We start from the raw sequence: 15,940 nt of genomic DNA, 5'->3' as shown, positions 1-15,940 counted from the left end.
CAATGTCATGTGCCAGATTGAATCATAAGTTAACCACTTTATCGTAAGATAAGGGCGTGGCATAGCTAAGTATGTAGACAAAATTCAGCTATTTGCGGCAAATAGTGCTCAAATCCGACAAAACTATGATCACCGCCCGGTATCACCTGTATTTGTGCACCATGATAATACTGTACAGCTTGTCGATAATCTAATACCTCATCCCCAGTTTGCAGTAACACAAGATAGCGTGAAGGATCGCGTAATTGGGTTGGCATCAGGTGTTCCAACTGTTGCATATGTGCAGGCTGTACCTGGTAACGTTGCTGTAATACCGGATGATGGTATTCCCCGACATAGTTTGCTAGTACCTTGTGGGGGGCAACGGCGGGATTAATTAAACAGGCTCGACAACCCAATCGCTCGGCGAGTACTGTGGCTAAAAACCCGCCTAGCGAACTCCCTATAATGGCGTGTGGCGGTGCATCTAAGGCGTGCTCCAAGGCGGCCATCGCCTCGTCAGGGGTATAGGGGAGATCTAATGCACGCAGCCGTATCGACGGATGCTGCTTAAAAAAGGCCTGCGTCAGTAAGGCTTTTTCGGAACGACTAGAACTGGCAAAGCCATGTAAATAAAGTACTTCTTGCATAAAACGCTCTACATGCTCTTGTATTATAATGCCGTATTCTATCCTAAAAAACGGTTAGGCGTTACGTTAAGCCCACCCTGAATTACACCTGTGCGTTTAGTGCCCCCCCACTATTCTAAAGGCAACATGCTAAAGGCAGCATACTAGAGGCCTGAGCTATTTTAGCTTACCCATCAACGCACTACACGCTTACTGACTCTGCGCGAAGTGACGAAACGACCAACTGACCTCTCCATCGGCAGAAAATAGCCACTCGCACCATTGTGCCCCAGCATTAACGGTTTGCCAGTCGTCAGTGGCTAAAAACTGGACTGAACTGGCAGGGCAGCCTACGATTTTTCGACCAGCATAAGACGTATGATACGCTAGATGAGCATGGCCATGCCCTATGCCTTTGATCCGCGTTTCTGTATCAACCAGCGCCCAAAATGCACTGCGATCAATTAACCCATGCTTATCAATAAAACAGCCTAACGGCTGGGGATGATGATGCATAAACAACCAAAAATAAGCCTGAGTGCTCTGCGCGAATTGTTGCTGTAACGCCACCTGTTTATGCAAGGCAAAACTACCAGAGGGTGTAGCACCTTTGCTGTTAAGCAAAAACACCTGCCAAGGCGCTAACACTAACGCTTCGCATAATTGCAGCGTGGTGCGCGCAGCCAACGCCTGAAGTTCATCAATATCATCATGATTACCAGGCAATAACAACACAGGACACGTCAGTGGGGCCAAGATATCGGCTAATAATTGATAACTCGCGCAGCTATGATCTTGCGTAAGATCGCCGGTTAACACTACGGCATCAGGCAATGAGTGCTGTAAATGCGTGACAACTTGCTGCAAATGCACCGCAGGCTGGCACCCTTGATAGACGCCATCTATCTCAGCGAGCAGATGGCAATCGGTGATTTGTACTATACGATAACAAGGCTGTTCAGGCAGGATCACCTTCATAATACAACGGGCTCCGCACAATACCCTTGGCGCGAACAGAGATTTAACCAATCACGCAATAACAAATTAATTTGCCGTTTTTCATCGGGCTGTGACATCGTATTATTGGGATAAGGATACACCCCAATAAAGCGCCATTGTTGTTGTGCCCGCACCACTTCGGCTAATCGCGCATCATGATACAATTGCACATCAAAACTGGGCTGAAAAAAGTGCTGTTGGCCACTGCTTAATTCAATTTTTACGCGCGTGGTAAACGGCGCCGCTTCAAGAATCGTCACACGGTAAATATCATGCGCAGTTAATTGTATTAAGGCACTGGCTCCCACTGTCGTACTACTCGGTAACAAATGGTACAAGGCCGCATAATTACGTTCGCATAAACTTAAAAAATCCGGCAATTTGGGTATGTAAGGCGCTTTACGCAACATGCTCTCCCCAACGCTGTTGTACCTGAGATAAATTTAATGCCAACCATTGTAGTGCAATAACGGTCGCGGCGTTGTCAATTTGTTGTGCAGCCAATAGCTGCATGGCTGTTTGCCGTGACATGACATGCATTTTTATATCCTCATGCTCGCTGGCTAAGCCAAAGATCCCCCCTGTTGCCGGTTCGGTTAAGCGCCCAAGATATAAGCTGATTCGCTCTGTGCTACCGCCTGGACTTGAAAAGTAACTTAGCATTGGCCATAGCTCAGATAAGTGTAAACCGGCTTCTTCTTGCGCTTCACGAATGGCGGTGTCTTCGGCACTTTGTCCGGCGTCAATCACCCCAGCAATGGCTTCCAGTAACCAAGGGCTTTGACCATGGGTAACCGCCCCTACACGAAATTGCTCAACTAATACCACCTCGTCGGTGTGTGGATTATAAGGTAAGACAACGGCAGCTTGACCGCGCTCAAACACTTCCCTTACCATGGGCTTGCTCCAGCTCCCATCAAAGCACTTATGGCGAAGCTGCCAACGCTCGATCCGAAAGAAACCCTGAAAAACCGTGGTTTTATCGATAATATCCAGATCATTGGCTTGAAAAGATGGATAATGGTCTACCTTGAATTGCGACATCAGCGCCCTCACATTTTGTTACACTCTTCAGGGTAACTTTACGGTTTAATCGTTACCTAGTTTACTTTAACAGGTTATCATTTGGGCAGTTTCCTTATTCAGCCAGGATTTATTACTATGAAAAAAACCTTATTGAGCACCTTAATGCTCTCGTCCTTAAGTTTGTTCAGCTTAAATTTGCAGGCTGAAGATTTACAAACCATCTATCAATTAGCTACCCAAAAAGATCCTATCGTCCAACGTGCCGCGGCAAATCGTGATGCCGCTAGCGCCCGTATAGACGTTTCAAAAGCAAGTTTACTGCCAAGCGTGACCTTTGGCGCCGATGTTAGCCGTGCCAGTCGTGACAATCTGCGCTTTAGCGGTGCAAATTCTGTTGGCGCTGGCGTACAAGCTCGTCAATCATTGTTCAATTGGTCGAATTGGCAAAATTTAACCCGCGCTGAAAAAGTGGCGCTGCAAAGCCAAACGATTTATGACGTTGAAGTGCAAGATCTGATTTTACGCGTTACCACGGCCTATTTTAACGTATTACGCGCTAGCGACAACCTCACCTTTGTGGCCGCTGAAAAACGTTCAGTTGAACGGCAATTAGAGCAAACTAAGCAACGTTTTGCCGTTGGTTTAACTGCCATCACCGATGTACATGAAGCACAAGCCCAATTTGACAGCGTAGTGGCGCGGGAAATTCGTAGCGAAAATGATTTAGAAAATGCCCGTGAAGCACTGCGCGAAATCACCGGTATTTACCATGCTGAAGTAGCGCAATTGAATACCGACAAGTTTTCAGCCTCACGTCCTGTGCCAGAGGCCGCTACAGAGTGGTTAAGTATTGCTGAACAGAATAATTTGGTATTAAAAGCGCAGCGTATTGCCCTGGATGTCTCATCGTTAGATATTGATCTGGCAAAATCAGGTCACTTACCGACACTGGATGCTACGGCAAACCTAGGTGTAGATAAAGTATCTGGCTTTGACCGCGCCGACTCCAGCTCCATTGGCATAAACCTATCTGTACCCATTTACAGTGGCGGCGGCATTGAAGCCAGTGTGCGTGTGGCGCAAGCAAATTACGTTGAAGTAAGCCAGGCATTGGAGCAAAGCCATCGCTCTGTGGTTAGACAAATTCGCAGCTCGTTTAATAATGTGAATTCACAAATGTCGCAAATTCGCGCGTTAGAGCAAGCTGTTATTTCAGCGCAAAGCGCCTTACAAGCTACCGAAGCTGGATTTGAAGTCGGCACTCGTACCATCGTTGATGTATTACTCAGCACGCGGAACTTGTTTGATGCACAGCGTAATTTATCAGGCGCACGCTATGATTACATTATTGCGCAGCTGCAATTAAAACAAGCGGCAGGTAATTTGTCAGAAACCGATCTGCTGGCCATCAATAGCGCGCTCACCAACTAATCTCGACGAGGTATATCGTGCTACGGTATACCTCTATTTGCGTCAGTGGTTTAACCACTAAGCCAAATCACTTTCCTCCGCGCGTTTTTTCGTTACAATACCTGCACGTGTATTTTTGGGTGTTTTACTGTGGTTACTGCTCCCCGTTTTAGTTGGCGTTTTTTATTACCTCAATATTGGCTGTTATGGCTTGGGGCGGCATTATTGTATCTGATCAGTTGGCTGCCTTATCGGGTATTGATGGGCCTGGGGGCAAAATTAGGCCACGTATTATTTAAAACGCTCAAGTCTCGTCAAAAAGTTGCCAGACGTAATTTGCTGTTATGCTTTCCGGAAAAAAGTGCCGCAGAACGAGAAGATTTGCTTTGGCAAAATGCTGCTGAAACGGGCAAAGCCATGTTTGAAACGGTCATTGCTTGGTGGTGGCCAACTTGGCGAGTACGTCGTTTAGCCCACTTTAAAGGCCATGAACACTTACAAAACGCTATTGCTGAAGGCAAAGGGGTATTGTTACTGGCCGCACATTTTTTGCACTTAGAAGCAGCTGGTCGCGTGTTTGGATTAACCCATCCCAGCGTGGGATTTTACCGACCAAATAATAATCCCTTACTGGATTACCTGCAGTATCGCGGGCGCATTCGTAGTAACAAATATATGATCGGCAAACGCGATGTCAAAGGCCTGATCAACGCGTTAAACCAGCAAGAGGTCTGTTTTTATTTGCCTGATCAGGATTATGGCCGCAACAAAGCCGAATTTGTGCCTTTTTTTGCCGTGGCCGAAACAGCTACCACCACGGGTACCCTATTGTTCGCGAATGCGGCAAACTGTGTGGTGGTGCCTATATTCACGTCAAGACTCCCTAATTATCAAGGCTATCAAGTCGAGATTTTACCGCCCTTTACTCACTTTCCGAGTGGTGATAACGCAGCAGATGTGACCCGAATAAATCAATGGGTTGAGCAAGCGGTATTAAAACATCCAGAACAATATATGTGGTTACATCGCCGCTTTAAAACGCGGCCCGATCCCGACGCCCCCTCGCTGTATAATTAACAAAGCAGGAGCCCATAATGAAAACACTGATAAACCTAATATTGCTCGTCGTGGTCATCGTTGTGGTTATTTTATTGATAAAAAAACCTGATTTCTTGATTAATCCCGAGAAAACGAACGCAGCGGCCGAGGGCTTTAGCCGTTTTTATGCTAATTTTCGTAGCAGTGTTCAGCAGGGCGGTAGCAAAAGTAATAACATCGTGAATTTACGTGATACGAGTGAAGAACTGATTATTATGCTGCGGCGGCGGGAGCAACAAGTGTCACCGGCAAATCCAGCTTGGCGAGGCGAAGTGGTTCGTCGCCGCTTTCAGGAGGGCGTGACCCTTAAAACGGCGCTGGAGGAGTATGCACAACAAGAACAGATGCAGCTTTTTTGGACGTTACCGCGCGATTATGTTATCAAACAGTTTTTCGAAACCAATGGCACTTTACTCGACAGCTTGCAACAAATGGCTATTACAGTTGCCCCAGACTTCACAAAACCGGTAAAAGGCTTTTTTTGTCCTAAATCACGGGCATTAGTGATTACCGATTTAGACGATCCGTTTTTAAAGCAACATTGTCTTGTTACGGGGAGTTAAGCGCAAAACGCACGCTACCTCCCAAGCATTTTGGTTTTACATGCTAAACCACTGCGTCCAACACTTTTGCACCTGTTGTTGCAGGTGCGGTAAGCGTGTATCAACGAGCATCGTAGCTGGCGCTAGCGTTTGACGATGTCCAACACCCCGTAATACCTGATACGCCTCGATTAAGGCGTTGGCCTCTGCATCCTGCAGCAACCCACATGCCGTTGCCGCCTCTAAGATACGAATATTATCCGTAAACTGAAATAATCCCGGGTGTTGCTGGCTAAACGCTAATACTAAATACTGGCTAATAAATTCCAAATCAACGATCCCGCCTACGCGATGCTTGACATCATCTGAGCTTACACCATGATGTTGGCGCAATTTTTCACGCATCTGTAGTACATCGGTTTTTAACTTGTTGAGTTCCCGTGGTAGCGTTAACACCTGTTGCCGAATGGCCGCAAACGTAGCAAATAGCGCGGGGGAGCCAACTATCATTCTTGCTCTGACTAACGCTTGATGCTCCCAGGTCCAAGCCTCTTGTAGCAAATATTGTTGATAGGTTGCGATATGAATTGCTAACAAACCTGAATTACCCGAAGGACGCAACCGCGTATCCATTTCATACAAAACACCGCTATTGGTTCGGGTAGTACTTAAGTGCAAAATGCGCTGCACTAGCTTCAGGTAAAACTGCATAGAATCAATACTACGCTCCCCCGAGGTGGCAGCTTGGCTTTGGCACTCATGCACAAAGACTAAATCTAAATCAGAGCCGTATCCCAGCTCTAGGCCACCTAACTTGCCATAACCTATCACGGCAAACGCTTTATGCTGATCGGTAGTGCCTGCAGGCAATCCATAACGCGCGGTCATTTGCTGCCATGACAAATTTACCAGTTGCTCCACAATCACTTCGGCTAACCACGTTAAATGATCGCTTACTTTCATAAGCGGTAGCACGCCGCTGATATCAGCTGCAGCAATCCGTAATTGCTGTGCTTGTTTAAACTGCCTTAAGGTTTCCATCAGTAACTCAAGATCATCTTCCGGCACACGCATTAAATACAAACGTAACCGATCACGATAATCATCAATCGTCGCAACCTGATATAACTGCGCAGGATCAATTAACTCATCGAGCAACATAGGGTAACGGGCTAATTGCTCTGCAACCCAACCACTTTGTGAGCATAACAACACTAATTGCTGTAATGCTGGCGGATTTTCAAACAGTAATTCTAAATAGGCGGTACGTGTCACAATTTGCTTAAACACGCCCAAAATACGCGTTAATACGGTTGCTGAGGCTTGTTGCTGTTGTAAATAATGCAACAATTGTGGCACTAATTTGGCGAGATATTCGCGTCCACGAGGCCCCACCGAACGCCGTTGGCAATCTTGCTTAAACAGGAGTAGTTGCGCAAGTAATGCCTCGGCATCGACCGCGCTTAACCAATCGATATGCTCGGCAAGTTCCGTAATGGGTAAGTCACTGTCCCACAGTAATTTGCCTAAGCCTAATTCTTGCGGTTCAATATGATCTTCAGGCTCAATCACCAACTTAAACTGCTGATGAATACGGTTCATAGCCGATTCAATCGCCGATAATAATAATGGCCAGTCCGGATATCCCAAACTGACTAACAATTGCTGTTGGCCTTGCTGATCGGCAGGTAAGGTTTGGGTTTGCTTATCATCAATCCCTTGTAGTGCCTGTTCTACTTGGCGCAGCCATAAATAATCGGCTTGTAACTGTTGCACTTGGACAGTTGCTAATAAGCCATGCTCACTTAACTGTGGTAACGCCTTTAGAATAGCGGGTTCTTGTAATTGCGGGATGCGGCCACCACGAATTAATTGCAACGTTTGTACAATAAATTCCACTTCACGAATGCCACCCGCCCCTAATTTAATGTTGTCTCGGCGATTACGACGACGATTTTCTTGCTCAATCAATTGCTTCATACGGCGCAACGATTCAATCGCAGAGAAATCAATATAACGCCGGTAAATAAATGGCTTTAACAGCGATTGTAAGGCGGGAGCATGGATCTGATCGGGATTAAGCACACGGGCTTTTAGCATGGCATAACGCTCCCACTCCCGCCCTTGTTCTTGATAGTAATCTTCAAACGCTGCAAAACTGAGCACCAAAGGGCCGCTATCGCCAAATGGCCGCAAGCGCATATCCACCCGATAACAAAAGCCATCCGCAGTGACCTGATGCAACGCTGCAATCAGTTTTTGACCCACTTTGGTAAAGAATTGCTGATGTTCGACCGTTTTACGACCGCCTACGGTGTCGCCATTGGCCGGATAGGTAAAAATTAAATCGATATCAGATGAAAAGTTTAACTCGCCGCCGCCTAATTTTCCCATACCTAGCAACAACAGAGGCATTGGCTGACCGTGTTCATCTAATGGTGTACCGCTAAGCTGCACTTGTTGCTGATAAGCCCATTGATATGCGCTATTTATCAGCACGTTGGCTAAGCGTGAAACAGCCTCTAAACTCTGCTCAATAGACTGTAGTTTGAAAATATCTGCCGCTAAAATTTGCGCTAACTTGGCATTGCGATAGCGCCTTAATAATGAAAAGGCGACACTTTCTGTGAGGGCCGCATCTGATACCAAGGGATCATTAAAGCCTTGATCCAACGTGGTCGATAGCCACTGATTATCGCAAAACTGTGCGATCAAGTCGGGCTGTTGCTGCAAGGTACGACCGATAAAACTGCTCGCCTGTAACAGCAAACGCAATTGCTGTTGTGCATGCGGTTCGAGCCCAGCCGCCACAGCACTAAAACTGGCCTGCCAATAGGCAGTCTCCACGGCAGAGGCATTCGCGGGAGCTGGGGTATTCTCGGTCATGAGAGCGTCCTTATACTGATTTTAATAATAATTTTGAAAGCATTAACAACAACTGATGATAAACCGTGTTATTAAACACTAAGCCACCCTCCTCTGCCAATTTGCGGGCGAGGGATCTGGCTTCGCTTGCTAACAATTGCTGCCCGTCATCTTGCAAAATTCGCGCAAGCTGCTGTAACGCCTGCTCAGCTAACAGTAACAGCTCTGGCGCACCTTCTTGTAAAAAGCAGGTTTCTATCTGTTGTAAATACCGCACATGCTGGAGCAACTCTCCTGACTCGCCCAATGGTTCAGGTCGCGGGGTGGTGATATTTTGAAATAGCTGATAGCCCCTTGCCGCTTTACTCAACCAGCCTGTGCGCATAGGCAATGCTTTTAGTAGAAACTCGGCTAAATTAAACACCTGCTCTGCTTCACCCTCTATTAATTCAATTTCAATTTCAGAAATGGCTTGGCGCCTAACCCCGGCGCGAACTTCACCGTGATCGTACACCACTTCCAATACCGCATCGGGTAAGGTCAATAACCAGCGTTGACGAGTAAAATCCGTTCGAAATAATTCTATTAACTGCTGCTGTAATGCAGTCACATCAGTATCTTTAGGCCAAATCTCTTTTGGAAACGCCGCCAATTGTGGCACTTCATCATTGCACGGCACATTGTATTCAGGACGAATTTGTAGCGCGCCGTGCTGCTGGCCTGACAATTTGATCGTTTGCTCAAAACGCCCTTGTTTTTGCCGTGTACGCAGCCCCATATCATGCTGGCGAAACCATTTATCCGCAGTATCAAAATACGCATTAAGTAACGTATGGGAGGCTTGGCCAGTAGGTGTTGCATAAACTTGCAATAATTCAGCTAACTGCGTAACGTCTGCCGCCCCAATTAAATACTTCAATTCCAGCTCTAAGCTCATGTTCATTTCTCCGACTGGCCGGCCAACATCTGGCTATTAGCCCTTGTCAATTGCCACACAACTCCCTATCATCGCCAATAAAGCTTTAGAGCGTGTTTTTAAATTAACTCTCAGGATACCTATGTTTAGCTTATTTCGCAGCTCTGTTCGTCCGTTATTTTTCGTCAGTCTTATGCTGTTCTGGTTACCCGCACAGAGCCAAACCGAACAAACACCCGCGTTCATCAGTGATGCCTTAGTGGTCTATTTACATTCTGGACCAGGTAATCAGTATCGTATTATTGGCACCTTAGCGGCGGGTAGTAGTGTCGTTCGGTTAAGCGAACAAGATGGCTATGCCCAAATTCAATACGACTCAGACAAGACAGGCTGGGTATTAAAGGAGCAATTAAGCTTTACCCCAGGCTTAAATGCACAGTTAAGCGAGTTACAAGCCACGTTTACAGAACAAAGCAGCAGATTAGCGGAGTTGGAGCAAAGCACCAATCAGTTACAAACTGATTTGAATCGAGTGACGTTAGAGCGCGATCAGGCTCAGCAAGAACTCGCTAAACTAAGCCTAAGTGCTGAGCGCTTAACTCGTGAGCTCGCGCAAACTCAAGCCACGTTTTGGCAACAACCGATGGTTTTAGGGGGCGCCATTTTAGTGTTTGGTCTACTTTTTGGTTTAATGCTGCCAAAATTGATCCCGCATCGGCGCAATAGTGATCGTTGGATGTAATACACCCTATCAATTAGGCGGGGTGCTGGCATCAGCATGGTATTTTAGTGGCAGCCCCCTGTCGTTTTTAACTTGTTCAATCACCACATAAGTGTGGGTTTGTGCTACCCCAGGCAAATCGACAATTTGGGCCAAAATACCACGATACGCTTCCATGTTGGGCAAGCGCAGTTTCAGTAAATAATCAAAACCACCCGCAACCATATGGCATTCAGCAACTTGGGGGATCATCACCACCGCTTCTCTAAACTTATCGAAAACATCACTGGTTGTTCTATCCAACGTTACTTGGATAAAAGCGGCGGTGCCATACCCCAATTTGCCACTGTTTAAACGAGCGCCATACCCTTCAATAAAACCCTCTTTTTCCAGTCGCTTTACCCTATCAATACAGGGGCTGGCACTTAAATTAACTTTTTTTGCCAAATCAACATTGGCAATTCGCCCTTCTTTTTGCAACGTATCAAGAATACTAATGTCAATACGGTCTAGTGCTTTGGCTTTTACGCTTTGGTTCATGGCAGCATTTTTTCGGGTTTTAGTTAATTTATACCCGATTATATACGGTTAAATTGGAAAAATAACCACCCTATACTGTAGGGTTTTCACTAAAATGCCGCAGCAAACTACAGCCTCAATTCAGGATACCTTTTATGCTGTTTAATGGTTCATTGGTCACCACCGATCCGCTTCGTCAAACTATCCGCAATCATTACCGTATCGATGAAGATCAGGTACTGGATTTTTTATTGCCTTTGGCTGAAGTGGATGCAAAAACCCGTAGCCGTGCTTGGGAAAGAGCCCGACAATTAGTGCTCTATATTCGGCAGGCACAAGTGGGTAAAGGGGGTGTAGATGCGCTATTAAATGAGTTTTCATTGTCGACAGAAGAAGGCTTAGTACTCATGTGCTTAGCCGAAGCGCTATTACGAGTACCTGATACCACCACCGCTGATCGATTAATTCGCGATAAACTATCACAAGGCGACTGGAGTGCCCATTTGGGTAACAGCAGTTCCGTATTTGTAAATATGTCGAGCTGGGGATTATTACTCACTGGCAAATTAGTGAATTACTCTGACGATGAGAAAAAACAACAATTTGGTTTGCTAAAACGCACCTGTGGTCGTTTGGGCGAGCCGGTGATCCGCCAAGCAGTTCGTTATGCGATGCAAATTATGGGGTCACAATTTGTTCTTGGCACGACTATCGACAAAGCGCTGGACCGTGCTACCGAGATGGAAGCCAAAGGCTTTAGTTATTCTTACGATATGCTGGGCGAAGGCGCTCGTACTATGGCCGACGCCGATCGTTACTTTGACGCCTATATGCGGGCCATTCACGCTATTGGGACTGCCGCAAAAGGCCGTGGCCCTATCAAGAGCCCGGGTATTTCGGTGAAATTGTCAGCCATTCACCCTCGCTATGAATTTAGTCACTTAGATCGCGTGCATGCCGAATTAGTCCCGCGGTTAAAACAATTAGCACTCGCGGCAAAGTCCTACAATATTGGTTTTACCGTAGACGCAGAAGAAGCAGATCGCTTGGATATGTCATTAGACATTATTGCTACCGTATTTAGCGATCCTGAATTAGATGGCTGGGAAGGATTTGGCTTGGCCGTACAAGCGTATCAAAAACGTGGTATCCATGTCATTGAATGGCTGCGCGAATTAACCGTCAAAGTCGGCCGTAAAATGATGGTGCGTTTGGTAAAAGGGGCTTACTGGGATACTGAAATTAAAGTGTCGCAAGTAGAAGGCTTAGACGATTTTCCGGTATTTAGCCGCAAACCGGCTACAGATGTGTCTTATCAAGCCTGCGCTAAAAAGATGTTAAGCTACCGTGACAGCATTTATCCACAATTTGCCACGCACAATGCTTATACGGTTGCGACCATTATCGAAATGGCAGGCGATTTAACTGGCTTTGAATTCCAACGCTTACATGGCATGGGCGATGCGCTTTACGATTTAGTCGTTGCCAATGAAAAGATTCCGTGCCGGATCTACGCTCCCGTTGGCGAGCATGCCGATTTACTGGCCTATCTGGTACGTCGATTGTTAGAAAATGGGGCAAATAGCTCCTTTGTAAACAATATTATCGACGAGAGCATCCCTGTAGAATCCTTACTGCAAGATCCGGTAGAGCAAGTAAAAGGCTGGCAGAAAAAGCGTAATCAGTCTATCCCGTTGCCGGCTAACCTCTACGGCAGCAGTCGCTTAAACTCGCGCGGTTTAGATTTAACCGATATTAATTACCTAACCCCGTTGCAACAGCAAATGTCGCAATTTGCCAAGGCACTTAGCACGCAAACTGCCCCAGCCGATAGCGTATCCGTAGTCAACCCAGCTAATCTGCAAGAGGTGATTGGCTATTTACAGTACGCCGATGCGGCAGCGATGCAACTATTGCTTAGCCAAGCCGAACACGCTTTTGCTAGCTGGTCTAAGACCAGCGTCCAAGAACGCGCTACTCTGCTTCGTCGTTTAGCGGATGCCATGGAGCAACACCGCGATGAATTACTGACCTTATGCGTAAAAGAAGCCGGCAAGGTGCTGTCTGATGCCGTGGCGGAAGTTAGAGAAGCTATCGATTTTTGTCGTTACTACGCACATCAAGCAGAATTGCTGTTCGCACAACCGCAGCAGGCCCGGGGCGTATTCTTATGTATCAGCCCTTGGAACTTCCCCTTAGCCATTTTTATTGGCCAAGTTGCTGCGGCCATCGTTGCTGGCAATACGGTATTGGCAAAACCCGCAGAGCAAACCAGTCTGATTGCCGTACGTACACTAGAATTGTTATCGGCATGCGGTATGCCAGAGCATGTGGTGCAATTAGTTATTGCTCCGGGTCGTGAAGTTGGTGAGCATATTGTCCCTGATTCACGCATTCAGGGCGTGATGTTTACGGGCTCTACCGAGACCGGTTGTTGGATCGCGCGAAAACTGGCAGAACGCGGTGGCGAACCCGTACCACTTATTGCCGAAACCGGTGGCCAAAACTGTATGATTGTTGATTCAACCGCGCTGCCTGAGCAAGTTGTTGATGATGTTATCTCCTCTGGTTTCCAAAGTGCAGGCCAACGCTGTTCGGCCTTACGTGTCTTGTTTTTACAAGACGATGTGGCCGACAAAATTATTACCATGATCAAAGGCGCGATGGCTGAATTACATGTGGGCGATCCCGCTTGGTTAAGCACCGATCTTGGCCCAGTGATTGATCACAAAGCGCACGAGCGTTTAACACAACACATTCAGTACTTAAAAGACAAAGCCACACTCCACTATGCGTGTAAGGTGCCTAGTGAAGGCAAGCACTTCTTTTTTGCACCACACCTGTTTGAAATTAGCGATTTAACCGTACTAGAGCGCGAAGTATTTGGCCCCGTTGTACATATTATCCGTTTTAAAGCAGATGAGATTGACAAGGTCATTGCGCAAATTAATGCTACCGGCTATGGCCTAACAATGGGTATTCACAGCCGTATTGAGCAACTTACCCGTAAAATTACCCGTGATATCAAAGCTGGTAATATTTACGTTAATCGCAATATGATTGGCGCCGTGGTTGGCGTCCAACCTTTCGGCGGTCGTGGCTTATCCGGTACAGGCCCAAAAGCAGGTGGTCCACTGTATTTACAACGCTTGGTAAAGGACAATCTCAGCGTCGATTGCCCAGCACTAGACAGCGCCAAAAAGGCCCGTTTATTAGCCGAAACAACCAGCAGCGCAGTGGCTTACGCCATGCCAGCCGCGGCAGCTGCGCAACAAAAATGGGCATTAATCCCTATTCATCAACGGACCTCGGTATTACGACAGTTTTTAGCCACACTGGCATCAAATAATGTGGTAAGTCGGCAAGAGCCCGATTTAGAACAGGTGCTTAGCATGGCTCGCAGTAAATTACAGCGAGTAGAACTTGAGCTGTTAAGACCAATTAATTTACCGGGGCCTACGGGTGAAAGTAATACCCTTACGCTGGATCCACGCGGTGTTTTGGCATTATTACGTGATGACACCAGCCACTTTAGTCATTGGTTGTTAAGTATTATTACGGCACTGGCAGCGGGTAATGCAGTGATCACTGCAGTTGAAGAAGCTGATCTGGCAGAAGCTGAAGCCTGTATCAAGGCGTTAGTAGCTGCCGGTATGCCGCAACATTTATTGGCGGTTGTGCGTTTAGATTGTGTCACAACGCTGCTCGCACATACCGAGTTAGCGGGTGCCATCATTGAAGTAAGCAGTGCCTTAAAACCCCTCGCTGCAGAATTAGTTGCTGCGCGCGAAGGCGCTATTTTACCCTTGATTACAGCGCCTGCTGATGAACGTATGCTGCATCGTTTAGTGACAGAAAAAACCATCACCATTAATACCACCGCAGCCGGAGGCAATGCATCACTCATGACGATGGCCGATAATGTGGGCTAATGGCTCGTAATATGCGATGCCGGCTTAAGCATATAAGTCGCGTTATCGTTACGACATAAAACACAAATATATGTTAATTTAGCGTAAAAAGGCCCACATCTATGTGGGCTTTTGCTATATTATTTGCCACATGCCCATTATTAGGGCGTCGTTGCATATTGCTACAGGACGTAATACTCATTATGCCGTATCAAAAAGTGTCTATTGATCAACTTCAGCCTGGCAGCTATGTGGTGCAGGTGCTGGAGCAAACTGGCGAGTTAGAAATTAAACATGCTGGTTGGGTACGCAGTCGTGAAGCCATCAGTGCATTAAAAAATCAAGGCGTACGCGCTGTAGCAATTGATCCTGCAAAACAGCTTGTTAGCAGCGTTGCAGCCAAGACGGTGACAACAGAACCCGAGCCAGCCGCCTTTCGCGCTATTTTTGCCGATGAACAACCCAGAGCAGAACGCTGTTTAGAGCAAGGTAAAAAACTGCAACAGCAGGTGCTAGATGCGGCAGCCAAAGCGGAGCCTATCGATTTAAGTTTGGTACATGAAGTGAGTGCGGGTTTCTCCGACGCCGTAAGCCGTAATCCAGATGTGTTACTTTGCTTATCTCGTATCGCCACTCAAAGTGATCTGTTACTGCAGCACAGTATCAATTGCGCCGTGTATATGGCAGCATTTGCCCGCTTTTTAAATTACCCTAAACACAAAGTACAAGCGTTAATTACCGCGTCGTTATTGCATGATGTGGGTAAAGCGCAAAACCCCACCCTATTAACCCAACCTGATGCCGACGCTATTAGTACCAGTTTAGCGGTGTTACAGCAAAGTAGCGCCCTTGCTGGAGACATCTCGCTGTGGATCAGCCAACATTGTGCATATTTAGATGGCAGTGGTTCGCCACCAATACAACAGCAGCAAATTGATATGGGCAGCAGAATGCTGAACATAGTGAATTTATATGAGCAATTGAGCGCGCCTCAGCAAGGCTATGTCAATCCATTAATTGTGGTACGCCAACTGCTAGCTAAGGCTCCCCAGCAATTAGATAATGATTTGCTACAGCTGTTTATTAAGTGTGTTGGCATTTACCCACCTGGCACTGTGGTAAAACTATCGACGGGTAAGTTAGCCTTGGTACTAGAGAACAATGCGAAAAAACCCACTGCTCCTAAAGTAAAAGTGTTTTACCATAGCGTGCACCATCATCATATTCCACCCAAGGTATTAGATTTAGCACGCCAACAAGAAGAACAGATTGAGGCCTGTATCGATCTTAAAAAATATGGGCTAGAAGTACGCAATTATTTGTAA

The 15,940-nt window shown here is 46.6% G+C and carries 13 protein-coding genes; 6 read left to right on the top strand and 7 right to left on the bottom strand.

Going from position 1 to position 15,940, the window contains the following annotated elements:
• Positions 1–65: 65 nt before the first annotated feature.
• From IE070_RS05420 to IE070_RS05405, 4 genes are all read right to left on the bottom strand, one after another.
• Positions 66–629, bottom strand: a complete 564-nt coding sequence (locus IE070_RS05420) for a YqiA/YcfP family alpha/beta fold hydrolase (RefSeq protein ID WP_189481224.1) — start codon at positions 627–629, stop codon at positions 66–68.
• Positions 630–818: 189 nt separating this feature from the next.
• Positions 819–1,586 carry a metallophosphoesterase gene (locus IE070_RS05415; RefSeq protein ID WP_189481223.1) on the bottom strand — a complete coding sequence of 256 codons (768 nt, stop codon included), beginning with the start codon at positions 1,584–1,586 and terminating at the stop codon, positions 819–821.
• Positions 1,583–2,017 (bottom strand): DUF1249 domain-containing protein, encoded by a 435-nt coding sequence (locus IE070_RS05410; RefSeq protein WP_189481222.1) that lies wholly within the window; start codon positions 2,015–2,017, stop codon positions 1,583–1,585. Before IE070_RS05410 ends, IE070_RS05415 begins: the two co-directional genes overlap by 4 nt.
• Positions 2,007–2,651 (bottom strand): NUDIX domain-containing protein, encoded by a 645-nt coding sequence (locus IE070_RS05405; RefSeq protein ID WP_189481221.1) that lies wholly within the window; start codon positions 2,649–2,651, stop codon positions 2,007–2,009. The genes IE070_RS05410 and IE070_RS05405 overlap by 11 nt, the downstream gene beginning before the upstream one ends.
• 117 nt (positions 2,652–2,768) lie before the next feature.
• On the opposite strand from IE070_RS05405, the gene tolC reads away from it, so the two are divergent.
• The 3 genes from tolC (at position 2,769) to IE070_RS05390 (ending at position 5,704) form a co-directional block, all read left to right on the top strand.
• On the top strand, positions 2,769–4,064 hold the full coding sequence (tolC, locus tag IE070_RS05400) for an outer membrane channel protein TolC (protein WP_189481220.1): 1,296 nt from the start codon (positions 2,769–2,771) through the stop codon (positions 4,062–4,064).
• 129 nt (positions 4,065–4,193) lie between these two features.
• Positions 4,194–5,120 (top strand): LpxL/LpxP family Kdo(2)-lipid IV(A) lauroyl/palmitoleoyl acyltransferase, encoded by a 927-nt coding sequence (gene lpxL, locus IE070_RS05395; RefSeq protein WP_189481219.1) that lies wholly within the window; start codon positions 4,194–4,196, stop codon positions 5,118–5,120.
• A gap of 17 nt (positions 5,121–5,137) precedes the next feature.
• Entirely contained in the window at positions 5,138–5,704 is a 567-nt protein-coding gene (locus tag IE070_RS05390) for a TcpQ domain-containing protein (RefSeq protein WP_189481218.1), read from the top strand.
• Positions 5,705–5,740: 36 nt separating this feature from the next.
• Here the strand turns inward: IE070_RS05390 and glnE are convergent, their stop codons facing one another.
• Positions 5,741–8,569, bottom strand: a complete 2,829-nt coding sequence (glnE, locus tag IE070_RS05385; RefSeq protein WP_189481217.1) for a bifunctional [glutamate--ammonia ligase]-adenylyl-L-tyrosine phosphorylase/[glutamate--ammonia-ligase] adenylyltransferase — start codon at positions 8,567–8,569, stop codon at positions 5,741–5,743.
• A 10-nt stretch (positions 8,570–8,579) separates the two neighbouring features.
• Complete coding sequence (locus IE070_RS05380; protein ID WP_189481216.1) at positions 8,580–9,485, bottom strand: CYTH domain-containing protein; 906 nt, start codon at positions 9,483–9,485, stop codon at positions 8,580–8,582.
• Between the two features lie 121 nt (positions 9,486–9,606).
• Here IE070_RS05380 and IE070_RS05375 point away from each other — a divergent pair, with 121 nt between their 5' ends.
• On the top strand, positions 9,607–10,206 hold the full coding sequence (locus IE070_RS05375) for a TIGR04211 family SH3 domain-containing protein (RefSeq protein WP_189481215.1): 600 nt from the start codon (positions 9,607–9,609) through the stop codon (positions 10,204–10,206).
• A 9-nt stretch (positions 10,207–10,215) separates the two neighbouring features.
• Here the strand turns inward: IE070_RS05375 and IE070_RS05370 are convergent, their stop codons facing one another.
• Positions 10,216–10,725: an Lrp/AsnC ligand binding domain-containing protein gene (locus tag IE070_RS05370; RefSeq protein WP_189481214.1), complete on the bottom strand. Its 510-nt coding sequence runs from the start codon at positions 10,723–10,725 to the stop codon at positions 10,216–10,218.
• Between the two features lie 134 nt (positions 10,726–10,859).
• On the opposite strand from IE070_RS05370, the gene putA reads away from it, so the two are divergent.
• On the top strand, positions 10,860–14,636 hold the full coding sequence (gene putA / locus IE070_RS05365; RefSeq protein WP_189481213.1) for a bifunctional proline dehydrogenase/L-glutamate gamma-semialdehyde dehydrogenase PutA: 3,777 nt from the start codon (positions 10,860–10,862) through the stop codon (positions 14,634–14,636).
• 182 nt (positions 14,637–14,818) lie between these two features.
• Positions 14,819–15,940, top strand: coding sequence for a cyclic di-GMP phosphodiesterase (locus tag IE070_RS05360; protein WP_189481212.1), 1,122 nt, complete (start codon positions 14,819–14,821; stop codon positions 15,938–15,940).

It is taken from the genome of Alishewanella tabrizica, assembly GCF_014652375.1.
GTDB classification, from domain to species: Bacteria; Pseudomonadota; Gammaproteobacteria; order Enterobacterales; family Alteromonadaceae; genus Alishewanella; species Alishewanella tabrizica.
Note: the sequence above shows the minus strand (reverse complement) of the source record. Positions and strands in the feature narration are given on the sequence as shown.

Coding starts and splice junctions, on each gene's coding strand:
- IE070_RS05420 (WP_189481224.1), bottom strand. CDS start 629: ATGCAAGAAGTACTTTATTTACATGGCTTTGCCAGTTCTAGTCGTTCC.
- IE070_RS05415 (WP_189481223.1), bottom strand. CDS start 1,586: ATGAAGGTGATCCTGCCTGAACAGCCTTGTTATCGTATAGTACAAATC.
- IE070_RS05410 (WP_189481222.1), bottom strand. CDS start 2,017: ATGTTGCGTAAAGCGCCTTACATACCCAAATTGCCGGATTTTTTAAGT.
- IE070_RS05405 (WP_189481221.1), bottom strand. CDS start 2,651: ATGTCGCAATTCAAGGTAGACCATTATCCATCTTTTCAAGCCAATGAT.
- tolC (WP_189481220.1), top strand. CDS start 2,769: ATGAAAAAAACCTTATTGAGCACCTTAATGCTCTCGTCCTTAAGTTTG.
- IE070_RS05390 (WP_189481218.1), top strand. CDS start 5,138: ATGAAAACACTGATAAACCTAATATTGCTCGTCGTGGTCATCGTTGTG.
- glnE (WP_189481217.1), bottom strand. CDS start 8,569: ATGACCGAGAATACCCCAGCTCCCGCGAATGCCTCTGCCGTGGAGACT.
- IE070_RS05380 (WP_189481216.1), bottom strand. CDS start 9,485: ATGAGCTTAGAGCTGGAATTGAAGTATTTAATTGGGGCGGCAGACGTT.
- IE070_RS05375 (WP_189481215.1), top strand. CDS start 9,607: ATGTTTAGCTTATTTCGCAGCTCTGTTCGTCCGTTATTTTTCGTCAGT.
- IE070_RS05370 (WP_189481214.1), bottom strand. CDS start 10,725: ATGAACCAAAGCGTAAAAGCCAAAGCACTAGACCGTATTGACATTAGT.
- putA (WP_189481213.1), top strand. CDS start 10,860: ATGCTGTTTAATGGTTCATTGGTCACCACCGATCCGCTTCGTCAAACT.
- IE070_RS05360 (WP_189481212.1), top strand. CDS start 14,819: ATGCCGTATCAAAAAGTGTCTATTGATCAACTTCAGCCTGGCAGCTAT.